We start from the raw sequence: 12,566 nt of genomic DNA, 5'->3' as shown, positions 1-12,566 counted from the left end.
CTTGAACCCATGTCGATTCACGAGAACCTCCTCGGGGGACCGCCCCCGACCCACCTCCCCGACGACCCGGAGCCACGCGAACTCCTCGCGAACGGCACGTCCCCCGCCGACGTCGCCGCGAAGTACCCCACCTCCTCGCTCGCCTGGGCCCGGCTGTCCGACGAGGCGTACGAGCGCGGCAGCGTCGTCGAGTCGTACGCGTACGCCCGGACCGGCTACCACCGCGGCCTGGACTCCCTGCGCCGCAGCGGCTGGAAGGGCCACGGCCCGGTGCCGTGGGAGCACGAGCCGAACCGCGGCTTCCTGCGCGCCCTGCACGGTCTCGCCCGCGCCGCGCAGGCGATCGGCGAGCAGGAGGAGTACGAGCGCTGCTCGCAGTTCCTGAAGGACTCCTCCGAGACCGCCGCCCGCACCCTGGGCTGAGCCCCGGCCGGCTCCACCGGCCCGGCCGGTCCCCGGGCCCTCCGGACCCCGCGGAGCCACGTATGTGCAGGTCCGCCTGGTGTGACCAGGCGGACCTTGCGGTTCTGGGGCACGATTGTGGAGGATGCCGGTTGGGGACCGGGGCCCCCGTGTCGGAATTCGGCAGGGGCGGACCGCTACCCGGAGTACAGCAGGAGACAGCGATGTCCCAACAGGCTCAGCCCCCCGCCACGGCGCACGAGGCGGCTTCGGAGCCCGAGACCCCGCATCTCGACTTCCAGGGCACGACCCCGTACGAGGACTACGTCCAGGCGGACGTCCTGACCCACCTCCAGCACACCCTCTCCGACGACCCCGGAGAGATGGTCTTCCTGGTGACGACCCAGGTCATGGAGCTGTGGTTCACGGTCATCGTGCACGAGTGGGAGACCGCGGCGAAGGCGCTGCGCGAGGACCGCGTACCGGTCGCGGTGGCGGCGCTGAAGCGGTCGGTACGGGAGCTGGAGGCGCTGAACGCGTCCTGGAAGCCCCTCGGCCAGCTCACCCCGGCCCAGTTCAACTCGTACCGCAGCGCCCTCGGCGAGGGCTCCGGCTTCCAGTCGGCCATGTACCGGCGCATGGAGTTCCTGCTCGGCGACAAGTCCGCGTCGATGCTCGTACCGCACCGCGGCGCGCCCCGCGTCCACGCCGAGCTGGAGAAGGCCCTGCACGAGCCGAGCCTGTACGACGAGGTGCTGCGGCTGCTCGCGCGGCGCGGGTACGCGATCCCGGCGTCGGTCGTCCAGCGGGACGTGTCCGGCCGCTACGAGCCCTCGCCCGAGGTCGAGGCCGTCTGGACGGACCTGTACGCGGGCGACGAGAGCTCCGAACTGGCGCGGCTCGGCGAGGCGTTGACGGACGTCGCCGAACTGGTCTGGCGCTGGCGCAACGACCACCTGGTCGCCACCCGGCGGGCCATGGGTTCCAAGACGGGCACCGGCGGCTCGGCCGGTGTGGCCTGGCTGGAGAAGCGGGCCCGCAAGAACGTCTTTCCCGAGCTGTGGACGGCGCGGTCGCATGTCTGAGCCGTACGGTGGGCCCGTCGCGGCCGAGGCCGCGAGCGCGATGAACGCAGCGAAGGCAACGATGACGGACAAGGCAGACAAGGCGGCGAAGCTCGACGCCGCCGACGAACTGGCCGACCTGCGCGCCCAGTTCGTCCTGGACGACACGGTGTACCTGGACGGGAACTCCCTGGGCGCGCTGCCGCGCTCGGTGCCCGGCCGGATCGAGGACGTCGTCCGCAGGCAGTGGGGTTCGCTGCGGATCCGGTCCTGGGACGAGAGCGGCTGGTGGACGGCGCCGGAGCGGATCGGCGACCGGATCGCGCCGCTGGTGGGCGCGGCGGCGGGCCAGATCGTCGTCGGCGACTCGACCAGCGTGAACATCTTCAAGGCGGTCGTGGGCGCGGTGCGCCTCGCCGGCGGGGGCGCGGGCGGCCGGGAGGAGGGAGTGGGCGTCCGGGACGAGATCCTGGTGGACGCGACGACGTTCCCCACGGACGGCTACATCGCCGCGTCGGCGGCCCGGCTGACGGGCTGCACGCTGCGCCCGGTCGCCCCCGACGAGGTGCCGCGGGCCCTGGGCGACCGTACGGCGGCGGTGCTCCTGAACCACGTCGACTACCGCACGGGCCGCCTCTACGACCTGCCGGGCCTGACGGCGGCGGTCCACGCGGCGGGCGCGGTGTCGGTCTGGGACCTCTGCCACAGCGCGGGCGCCCTGCCGGTCGGCCTCGACGAGCACGGCGTGGACCTGGCGGTCGGCTGCACGTACAAGTACCTCAACGGCGGCCCGGGCGCACCGGCGTACCTCTATGTGCGCCGGGACCACCAGCCCCGCTTCGACTCCCCGCTCCCCGGCTGGAACTCCCACGCCGACCCCTTCGGCATGAGCACGGACTACGCCCCGGCCCCGGGCGCCGTCCGCGGCCGCGTCGGCACGCCGGACATCCTCTCCATGCTCGCCCTGGAAGCGGCCCTGGAGGTCTGGGACGACGTCCCGATCGAGGCGGTCCGCACCAAGTCCCTCGCCCTGACGGACTTCTTCCTGGAGTGCGTCGAGGCGTACGTGCCGACGGGGGCGGTGGAATCGGTGACCCCGACCGCGCACGCGTCGCGCGGCAGCCAGGTCGCACTGCGCTGCGCGGAGGCGGGCGACGTGATGCGCCGCCTCATAGCCCGCGGCGTGATCGGCGACTTCCGGGAACCCGACATCCTCCGCTTCGGCTTCACCCCGCTGTACGTGGGCTTCGGCGAGGTGGAGCGGGCGGCACGGGTGCTGGGGGAGATGTTCTGAGCGGGGAGCGGTTTCGTCGTAGGTCCTCTTGCAGGCCGGACGAGCTGCGCGTCTTTCAGTCCGGCCGACGCCTGAGGTTTTTCAGCCCGTCCGGCGTCTGAGGACGAGCGCGCAGCGCGACAGCGGGGGCCCGGGGGCGCAGCCCCCGGAAGGGTCGGGAAGGGAAGGCCCCACGGCGCCCCCACACCACGAGACGCGCAACAAGCCGACAGGGGGCTCCCCCTGACCAAGCGTCACGACCCCGTGTAGCCGCACGTCACCGGCCTGATAACGTCCGGGCCAACGACCCGAGCCCCGCCGCACACCGGCCGAAMCCCCCGGCTCCGGGACACACACCGCACCGCTGAGAGGTTGGAGCATGCCGGACGACGCACATGGCGCCCGCGACGCCGCGGAGGAGGAGTCGGCCTTCTCGCACCCGCCCGTCGACCCCGACGCCACCGCCGCGTACGGCGACCACCCCGACCAGGTCGTCGACTTCTACGCCCCGCGCGGCGGCGAGGAGTCGGCCCCGCTCGTCGTCGTCCTGCACGGCGGCGCCTGGCGGGCCCCGTACGACCGGCGGCACATCACCCCGTTCGCGGACTTCCTGGCCAGGCGCGGCTTCGCCGTGGCCAACGTCGAGTACCGGCGCGGCGGCACGATCCCGGCGCAGGGCGGTACGGGTCACGTGGCGGGGCGCTGGCCGGAGACCTTCGACGACGTCGCGGCGGCGCTCGACGCGATGCCGGCGCTCGTGCGGCAGGCGCTCCCGGCGGCGGACGCGCGCCGCACGGTGGTCACGGGCCACTCGGCCGGCGGGCACCTGGCCCTCTGGGCCGCGGCCCGTCATCTGCTGCCGGACGACGCGCCCTGGCGCCTGGACCGGCCCGCCCCGCTGCGCGGTGTCGTGGCGCTGGCCCCGATCGCGGACTTCGCGGTCGCGGAGAAACTGGACGTCTGCTCCGGGGCCGCGCTGCAACTGCTGGGCGGGGAGGAGAAGTTCGAGGAGAGGCAGCCGTACGCCGACCCGGCCCTGCTCCTCCCGACGGGGATCGCCACGACCCTGGTGCAGGGCACGACCGACGCCGTCGTGCCGCAGGCGGTCGCGGAGGCGTACGCGGAGGCGGCGGCGAAGGCCGGCGAGGTGGTGGGCCTGACGCTCCTGGAGGCCGTGGGCCACTTCCCCCTGATCGACCCGGCGGCGGACGCGTGCGCGGTGGTGGCGGAGGAGATCACACAGCTGGCCTGGTAGCCGGACCGGGTCCCGGCCGTGGGCCCCAGCCATGAGCCTCGGCCCGTCGTGATACCCGTAATACCTGAGAGCCACCTCCCAGGTGAGCTCCCTGGCGGGACGCCGACCAGGGTCTCCGATCCATACCTTCCTTTCCAGTGGAGCCCGACGGACGGGCGGACTGGACGGGGCGAGCCATGTGGACGTGGGGGAGGCCCGGGAAGACTTCCCGGCAGGCACCTGAACCGAGGCCGAAGCCGGAGCCGAGGCTGAAACCGGAGCCGGGCCTGTCGCAGGCCAGCATCGGTATCGGTATCGGCATCGGCGGCAGACTGAGGCGCGGCCTGCTCGCCCTGCTGGTCACGGGCGCCGTGGTCGTCCCGCTCGCCGCGGCGGCGCACCCGGAGATACCGGCTCCCGCCCCGGCCCGCATCGGTACGGTCACCGCGGCGACCCTGGACCGGGCGTACGCGGCGAACCGGGCGAACGCCGCCGAGGCGTCCCGCATGGCCGCGGCCCACGGCGACCACGGCCGCGCCTCCGCCGTCCGCGCCATGGCGGACCCGTCCCGTCACTACCTCTCCTTCGACGCACGGGGCCCCGGCCGGGCCGTCGAGGTCCTGGGCGACCTGGCGCGGGCCGACCGGGTGGCGGTCCTGGTCCCGGGCTCCGACACGAGCCTCGACACGTACGAGCGCTTCCGCGCGGGAGCCCTCGCCCTGCACCGAGAGCTGGGGACCCGCGCGGCGGTGATCGCCTGGCTCGGCTACGAGACGCCCGGCACGATCAGCCCCGAGGCCCTGACCACGGCCCGGGCCGAACAGGCGGCCCCCGACCTCCGGGCGTTCACCACCCGGCTGACGGCACTGAACGCCCGCGCCCGCATCTCCCTGCTCTGCCACTCGTACGGGACGGCCGTGGGCGCCCGCGCGGTGAACGGCCGGGGCATCACCGACCTCGTCCTCCTCGGCAGCCCCGGCACCGGAGCGGAGTCCGCAGCCGACCTGCGTACGGGGGCCCGTGTCTGGGCCGGCCGCGGCGCGGACGACTGGATCGCGGCCGTCCCGCACACCACGGCCGACCTGTTCGGCACCACGGTGGGCTTCGGTACCGACCCGGTGTCGAAGGCCTTCGGCGCCCGTGTGTTCGCGGCAGGCGACGGAGGCCACAGCGACTACTTCAGACCGGGCTCGGTGTCCTTGACCAACCTCGCCAGGATCGTTCTGGGCCGGACGTCGGAGGTAACTCATGCGTGAGGCGATACGCCGACCGATTCCCGGCACAGGCACCGGAACTGCTGCTGCCGCTCCCACCGTTGCCGCTCCCGTTCCTCCCTCTCCTGCTCCTCCCGCCGCCGCGGGCACCGCCGCACGCGTGACGCTCGCCGAGCGGATCGACGCGGCGACCCCGCCCGACCGCGACCGCGGCGTCGACGCCCTGCGCGCCCTCGCGATACTCGGCGTGGTGCTGGGTCACTGGCTCGTCACCGCCCTGGTAGCCGACGGCGGCACCCTGCACACGTCGAGCCCGCTGACGTACCTGCCGTGGCTGGCCCCCGTCTCCTGGCTCCTCCAGACACTGGCCGTGTTCTTCCTGGTCGGCGGACATGTGGCGACCAGGAGCTACGCATCGGCGCGGGCGCGCGGCACCACGTACCGGCGGTGGCTGCGGACACGGCTCTCCCGGTTCTTCGGACCGGTGGCCGCCGTGCTCGGCGTCTGGACCCTGGCCGTGGCCGGCCTGCTCCTGACGGGCGCGGACGTGGACACCGTGCGCGCCCTGCTGAAGCTGGTCCTGTCACTGCTGTGGTTCCTGCTGGTGTTCGCCGGGCTCACGGCACTGACCCCGCTGGTGGCGCGGGTCAACCCGCTGTGGCCGCTGGCCGTCGTCCTGCACGTGGACCTCGTCCGGTTCGGGCTCGGCGGCCCGTCCTGGCCGGGTTGGGTGAATGTGGCGGCGGGCTGGCTGGTGCCGTTCACGCTCGGCGCGGCCTGGACGCGCGGCGAGCTGACCCGGCGCGCCGGCTGGGTGCTGCTCGCGGGAGGCACGGCGGTGACGGCGGCGCTGATCGCGTACGGCGGCTACCCGGCGTCGATGGTCGGGGTCCCCGGCGCCGCCGTCTCCAACCTCGACCCGCCGACCCTGGCCGCCGTGACGTTCGGTACGGCCCAGTGCGGCCTCGCCCTGCTCCTGCGGGAGCCGCTGCGGCGAGCGATGCGACGGCCCGTTCCCTGGGCGTGCGTGGCGTCCGTCAACCTCTCCGCGATGACGATCTTCCTGTGGCACCAGACGGCCCTGATGGCGGTCACCGCGACCGGCCTCCTCGCGGGCCGCCTCCCAGGCCTGCACGACCGGCCCGACGGTGTCACCTGGGTGATGTTCCGCCTTGCCTGGCTCCCGGTCCTCGCCTTGGCCCTCATGGTCTGCCGGGCCGCGTTCCGGGGCTACGAGGAGGAGGGGCCACGACGGCCCGAAAAGACGAGGGACGGGGCGGTTCGCCATGTCTAGGGTGGTGCGGATGAGGGCGGTGGAGAAGAGGCTGGCGCGCGGACTGCGGACCCTGCGCGACGACCTGTGGACCGGCAGGGCGGATCCGCTTCCCCCCTCGGTGTGGCTGCGCTGGCTGCCGCACGGCCTGGTGCTGCTGGCCTCGTTCGGCCTCATGCTGATCAACGTCGAGTACATGACCGGCGGTTACCGCCAGAACGAGAACTACAGCCTGCTGTGCTCGCTGGCGCAGGGCACGGCGGTGGGGCTGGCGCTGTGGCGGCCGGTTCCGGCCCTGTGGCTCTCCCTGACGGCCACGCTGGCGATCGCCATGGGCGCACGGTCCCAACTGCTGTCCGGGCAGGCCGACATGTCGTCCCCGTGGCCGTGGGGACCGGCCATGATCGCCGCGCACGCGCTGGTGCTGTTCCTGCTGGCGCTGCGGGTTCCCGCCCGCGTGGCCACCCAGGCCCTGGGCCTGACCGCGCTGGTCACCTACGTCGTGCAAGGGCTCGTCGGCGCCGCGGACCACTCCCCGACCGGTGTCGTCGCGGTGGCGCTCTTCGCCGGTGTCGTCCTCCTCGGCATCGCCCTGCGCGGCCGCAGGGAGGCCCGCAGCCAACTGGTCGAGCAGGAGTCCCTGACCGCCGAGGAACGCTCCCGCCGCACCCTCCTGGAGGAGCGCAACCGCATCGCCCGCGAGCTGCACGACGTGGTCGCCCACCACATGTCGGTCATCTCCATCCAGGCCCAGGTCGCCCCGCACCTGGTGGAGAACCCCTCGGACGAGTTGAAGGAGAACCTCGACGGCATCCGGCAGAACGCCCTGGAGGCGCTCGCCGAGCTGCGCAGGGTGCTCGGAGTGCTGCGTTCGGAGAACCCCGACGACCCGTACGGGCTCGGCGCGCCCGGCGCCGGTGCCGCCCCCCACGCCCCGCAGCCCACCCTCGACCGCCTCGGTGTCCTGATCGAGAACACCCGTGCCGCCGGACTGACGGTGACCTCGCAGGTCAGCGGTGAGCGGCTGCCGCTGCCGCCCGGCGTCGAGCTGTCCGCGTACCGGATCGTCCAGGAGGCGCTGAGCAACGTGCTGCGGCACGCGCCCGGGGCGACGGTGCGGGTGGAGCTCACGCACTTCCCGCGCGGCCTGCAGATCCGCGTCGTCAACTCGGCGCCGCGGGGCACCGCCCCGCCTTCGCCGGGCGCGGGCCACGGTCTGCTCGGGATGCGGGAACGGGCGACGATGCTCGGTGGCACGCTCATGGCCGTGGAGACCTCGTGCGGCGGCTTCACGGTGGCGGCGTTCCTCCCCCGCTCCGCCACCGCCCGTTCCGCCACCATCGGTGCCGCTGCCGCCGGTGCCGACGACTCCGCACCGGGCGACCGTGGCACTCCCGACCGCGGCGCTCCCGATGACGGGACTCCCGACCGCAGGATTCTTGACCACGGGTCGCCCGGCCCTTCGGTCCTGGAGGACCTCCTCCTCACCGGCCCCACGAACCCGACGACCGACCCCGAGAACCCCATTGGAGACACCACATGACGAGCGGCACCATCCGCGTACTCATCGCCGACGACCAGCAGATGGTCCGGCAGGGCTTCACGGTGCTGCTCAACACCCAGCCCGGCATCGAGGTGGTGGGGCAGGCGGTCGACGGCCTGGACGCGATCGCGAAGGTGGCCGAACTCGCCCCGGACGTCGTCCTGATGGACATCCGCATGCCCGAGCTGGGCGGCATCGAGGCGACCCGCCGCATCACCGACGAGACCCCGCGGATCAGGGTCCTGGTGCTGACCACCTTCGACCTCGACGAGTACGTGTACGACGCGTTGCGGGCGGGGGCCTCCGGGTTCCTGCTCAAGGACGCGTCGGCCGACCAGCTGGCGGAGGCGGTCAGGATCGTCGCCGCGGGCGACGCGCTGCTCGCGCCGGGGATCACCCGCCGCCTCATCGCGGAGTTCTCCCGGCTGGACTCCCCGCCCCGGGCCCCGCTCAAGCAGCGCGTCGGCGAGCTGACCGAGCGCGAGACGGAGGTCCTCGCCCTCATCGCGCAGGGTCTGTCGAACGCGGAGATCGCCGAGCGGCTCTTCGTCGCCGAGCAGACCGTGAAGACCCACGTGGGCCGCATCCTGGTGAAGCTGGGTCTGCGGGACCGCACCCAGGCGGCGGTGTTCGCGTACGAGTGCGGGCTGGTGCGCCCCACCGGTTACTGACAGCTGACCGCACCCCTTGCCGGCGGCCGACCGCGCCCTGATCTGCCAGCCAGGACCCGTAGTACCTGAGAGGGAGGCCGCAGGACCCCTCTCACTGGTGATGACCACCCCCTTCGCCGCGGCCTACGGTTCTTGTGTGACCGAGACGACCCAGACGCAGACGACCCGGCCGGCCGGCGGACGGCCGCGCAGCCCCGAGCTACAGCTGGCGATGAACGTGTCGCAGGGGCTGCGACAGGACCTGTTCCACGACCCCTTCGCCCTCCACCCGCTTCCGGAGATGCGCGTGGACGGTCCCCTCATGCGACTGCTGCCGCCGCGCCTGAGGGAGTGGGCCACCCGGCTCCCGCACGCCCTGGTGCTGCTGGCCGGCGTGATGGCGTTCCTCATATCCCTCGCGGGCAACGGCGGCGGCGACCCGGCGCAGTTCCTGACCGGCCTGCTGGCGCTGGGGACGATCGCGCTGACCCTGATCAGGCCGATCGGCGCCTTCTGGGTCTCCCTCGCGCTGACACCGTTCACGGCCCTGTTCGGCAACGACTGGAACGAGGACTGGCCCTGGCGTCCGGGCGCCTTCGCGACCCACCTGGTCGTGCTCACGGTCGTGGCGATGCGCACCAGGCCCCGCACCGCGGCCTGGATGTGGGGCGTGACCGCGGTCTACGGCCTCGTCGTGGAGCTGCTCTTCAGGGGCGACGCCTACTACACGAACACCATGCCCTTCCTGTTCGTGAGCGCGCTGGCCCTGCTGGTCGTCACGGTGTGGCACGTGCGCCGCGAGGCCGCGCAGAAGGTGACCGCCCAGCAGACGGTGACCGCGCACGAGCGTTCCAGGCGCACTCTCCTGGAGGAGCGCACGACGATCGCCCGTGAGCTGCACGACGTGGTCGCCCACCACATGTCGGTGGTCGCCATCCAGGCGGAGGCCGCGCCGTACCGCGTGGAGAACCCCCCGCCGGAGCTGGAGTACGCCTTCAAGGTGATCAGGGAGAACGCCGTCGTGGCGCTGTCCGAACTGCGCCGGGTCCTGGGCGTCGTACGCGCCGAGGACTACGAGGCCCCGGACGCCCCGCAGCCCAAGCTGGCGGACCTGAACCGCCTCCTGTCGAACGTGCGCGACGCCGGCCTCCAGGTCGACAGCACGGTCACCGGAGCGGTACGGGAGCTCCCGCAGGGCGTCGAGCTGTCCGCCTACCGCATAGTCCAGGAGGCGCTGAGCAACAGCCTGCGCCATGCGCCGGGCGCTTCCGCCGAGGTGGAGGTCAGCTACGTGCTCGGCGGGCTCGGGCTGCGCATAGTGAACGGCCCGCCCACCGGGCTGGTCAAGCCGTCGCCGGGGGCCGGGCACGGCATCGCGGGGATGCGGGAGAGGGTGTCGATGCTGGACGGGCAGATGACGGCGGAGGCGACGGAGGACGGCGGTTACGAGGTCGCGGTCTTCCTGCCGGTCCCGTCGGCCGGGCCGGCGGAGGACGGGGCATGAGCATCCGGGTGCTGATCGCCGACGACCAGATGATGGTCCGCGAGGGGTTCTCGGTGCTGCTCGGCGCGATGCCGGACATCGAGGTCGTCGGCGAGGCGGTCAACGGCCGGGAGGCGGTCGACCGGGTCAGGGAGCTGACGCCGGACGTGGTCCTGATGGACATCCGGATGCCCGAGATGAACGGCATCGAGGCGACGCGCGAGATCGTGGCGGCGGACGGCACGGCGAAGGTGCTCGTGCTGACGACGTTCGACCTCGACGAGTACGTGTACCAGGCGCTGCGCGCCGGAGCGTCGGGCTTCCTGCTCAAGGACGCCTCGGCCCGCCAGCTCGCGGACGGGGTGCGGGTGGTGGCGGCCGGCGAGGCCCTGCTGGCCCCGTCGGTGACGAAGCGGCTGATCACGGAGTTCTCGAAGCTGTCCCAGGAGCCCCGTTTCCCGGCCACCGCGCACGCGGCCTACGGGGACCTGACCGACCGCGAGACGGAGGTCCTGGTCCTCATCGCCCAGGGCCTGTCGAACGCGGAGATCGCGAGCCGCCTGGTGGTGGCCGAATCCACCATAAAGACGCACGTGAGCCGCATCCTGGTAAAGCTGGGCCTGAGGGACCGAACCCAGGCGGCAGTCTTCGCCTACGAAGCCAAACTGGTCACCCCAGCCTGACAACCAGCCCTTACAGCCAGCTCCTCAGGGGCGCGGGGACTACGCCTCCAGCCCTCACAGCCCGCTTTTTAGGGGCGCGGGGAACTGCGCGATCAGCCCCCACGACCCGCAGACGAAAGGAACCGGCCCCCCCGGCGGAGCCCGATCAAGAGAAGAACGGCCCTGTTCAGACGGGCACACCCCGACTAGCGTCCGCTCATGGCAGCCATCAACCCCTCGAAGCCCCCCGTACCTTCGAAGACCTCCGCACCTCCAAAACCCTCCGCACCACCAAAACCCTCCGCACCCCCGAAGTCCTTCGACCCCTGGGACCAGACCTTCGTAGAAGACCCGTACCCCGCGTACGCGGACCTGCGCGCACACGGCAGGGTGCACTACTACGAGCCCACCGACCAGTGGCTGATCCCCCACCACGCGGACGTGTCGGCGCTGCTGCGCGACCGCCGCCTCGGCCGCACCTACCAGCACCGTTTCACCCACGAGGACTTCGGCCGGACCGCTCCGCCCCCGGAGCACGAACCGTTCCACGTACTCAACGACCACGGCATGCTCGACCTGGAGCCCCCGGACCACACCCGGATCAGGCGGCTGGTGTCGAAGGCGTTCACGCCGAGGACGGTGGACCGGCTGCGCCCGTACGTGGACCGGCTGGCGTCCGAGCTGGTCGGCGCCCTGGTCGAGGCAGGCGGCGGGGACCTGCTGAAGGACGTCGCCGAACCCCTCCCGGTGGCGGTGATCGCGGAGATGCTGGGCATCCCGGAGTCCGAGCGGGCCCAGCTGCGGCCCTGGTCGGCGGACATCTGCGGGATGTACGAGCTGAGCCCGTCCGAGGAGACGGCGCAGAAGGCGGTGCGGGCGTCGGTCGAGTTCACGCAGTTCCTGCGGGAGCTGATCGCGGTACGGCGCGAGAAGCCCGGGGACGACCTGGTCTCGGGGCTGATCGCGGCCCACGACGAGGGCGACCGGCTCAGTGAGCAGGAGATGATCTCGACGTGCGTGCTGCTGCTGAACGCCGGCCACGAGGCGACCGTGAACGCCACGGTGAACGGCTGGTGGGCGCTGTTCCGGCACCCGGAGCAGCTGGCGGCCCTGCGCGCCGACCGGAGCCTGGTGGGCACGGCGGTGGAGGAGCTGATGCGGTACGACACCCCGCTGCAGCTGTTCGAGCGGTGGGTGCTGGACGAGATCGAGGTCGACGGGACGGTGATCCCGCGGGGGAGCGAGGTGGCGTTGCTGTTCGGGTCCGCCAACCACGATCCGGCGGTGTTCACCGACCCGGAGACCCTCGACCTGTCCCGCGGGGAGAACCCGCACATCTCCTTCAGCGCGGGCATCCACTACTGCATCGGGGCGCCGCTCGCCCGCATCGAGCTGGCGGCGTCCATGGGCGCCCTGCTGGAGCAGGCCCCGTCGCTGCGCCCGGCGGCCGACCCCCGCCGCAAGCCGAACTTCGTGATCCGGGGACTGGAGGAACTGCTCGTGGAGGTGTGACGCCCCGCCCGCCCCCGGACAGACCACGTACCACCGGTACCGGACGGACCGCGCGCTACCTCGGCAGGGTGAGCCCCCAGGCGCCTTCCCGCACCACCCAGGTCCGTGTCCGCACGGGTCCGCCCACCACCGCGTCCGCCCGGTACCGGAAGTCCGCCCCGGACACGGTGATGGTCCGGGCCACCGCCTCCAGCGGCGCGGCCGACGCGCCGACGGAGGCGGGCCGGACCTCGACCCGAGCCCCGCCCCCGTCCCC

General features: G+C 72.9%; 11 protein-coding genes and 1 pseudogene. 11 read left to right on the top strand and 1 reads right to left on the bottom strand.

Translation table 11 applies throughout. From position 1 onward, the window contains the following. Positions 1-9: 9 nt before the first annotated feature. From FGF04_RS30350 to FGF04_RS30300, 11 genes are all read left to right on the top strand, one after another. Positions 10-423: a DUF3151 domain-containing protein gene (locus tag FGF04_RS30350; protein WP_149514569.1), complete on the top strand. Its 414-nt coding sequence runs from the start codon at positions 10-12 to the stop codon at positions 421-423. 203 nt (positions 424-626) lie between these two features. Beyond that, positions 627-1,487, top strand: coding sequence for a tryptophan 2,3-dioxygenase family protein (locus tag FGF04_RS30345; RefSeq protein WP_149514568.1), 861 nt, complete (start codon positions 627-629; stop codon positions 1,485-1,487). A gap of 61 nt (positions 1,488-1,548) precedes the next feature. After that, a complete protein-coding gene (kynU, locus tag FGF04_RS30340; RefSeq protein ID WP_149514643.1) occupies positions 1,549-2,760 on the top strand; it encodes a kynureninase in 1,212 nt (403 codons plus the stop codon). 358 nt (positions 2,761-3,118) lie between these two features. Then, on the top strand, positions 3,119-3,994 hold the full coding sequence (locus tag FGF04_RS30335) for an alpha/beta hydrolase (RefSeq protein ID WP_149514567.1): 876 nt from the start codon (positions 3,119-3,121) through the stop codon (positions 3,992-3,994). 176 nt (positions 3,995-4,170) lie between these two features. Next, the gene (locus tag FGF04_RS30330; protein WP_149514566.1) at positions 4,171-5,229 is read left to right on the top strand and encodes an alpha/beta hydrolase; all 1,059 of its coding nucleotides are present in this window, start codon (positions 4,171-4,173) and stop codon (positions 5,227-5,229) included. 118 nt (positions 5,230-5,347) lie between these two features. Further along, on the top strand, positions 5,348-6,481 hold the full coding sequence (locus tag FGF04_RS30325; protein WP_149514565.1) for an acyltransferase family protein: 1,134 nt from the start codon (positions 5,348-5,350) through the stop codon (positions 6,479-6,481). Between the two features lie 10 nt (positions 6,482-6,491). Next, positions 6,492-8,003, top strand: coding sequence for a sensor histidine kinase (locus tag FGF04_RS30320; RefSeq protein ID WP_149514564.1), 1,512 nt, complete (start codon positions 6,492-6,494; stop codon positions 8,001-8,003). Beyond that, a complete protein-coding gene (locus FGF04_RS30315) occupies positions 8,000-8,674 on the top strand; it encodes a response regulator (protein ID WP_149514563.1) in 675 nt (224 codons plus the stop codon). The genes FGF04_RS30320 and FGF04_RS30315 overlap by 4 nt, the downstream gene beginning before the upstream one ends. Before the next feature lie 100 nt (positions 8,675-8,774). Next, a complete protein-coding gene (locus FGF04_RS30310) occupies positions 8,775-10,157 on the top strand; it encodes a sensor histidine kinase (RefSeq protein ID WP_149514642.1) in 1,383 nt (460 codons plus the stop codon). Continuing rightward, entirely contained in the window at positions 10,154-10,819 is a 666-nt protein-coding gene (locus tag FGF04_RS30305; protein ID WP_149514562.1) for a response regulator, read from the top strand. Before FGF04_RS30310 ends, FGF04_RS30305 begins: the two co-directional genes overlap by 4 nt. A gap of 198 nt (positions 10,820-11,017) precedes the next feature. Then, positions 11,018-12,310, top strand: coding sequence for a cytochrome P450 (locus FGF04_RS30300; RefSeq protein ID WP_149514561.1), 1,293 nt, complete (start codon positions 11,018-11,020; stop codon positions 12,308-12,310). 55 nt (positions 12,311-12,365) lie between these two features. On the opposite strand, the pseudogene FGF04_RS41385 reads toward FGF04_RS30300, so the two are convergent. Continuing rightward, positions 12,366-12,566 (bottom strand): annotated as a pseudogene (locus FGF04_RS41385) (diacylglycerol kinase); the annotation flags it as partial.

The organism is Streptomyces apricus, assembly GCF_008369065.1.
In the GTDB taxonomy this organism is placed as follows: domain Bacteria; phylum Actinomycetota; class Actinomycetes; order Streptomycetales; family Streptomycetaceae; genus Streptomyces; species Streptomyces apricus.
This window is presented reverse-complemented; position numbering and strand designations above follow the sequence as displayed.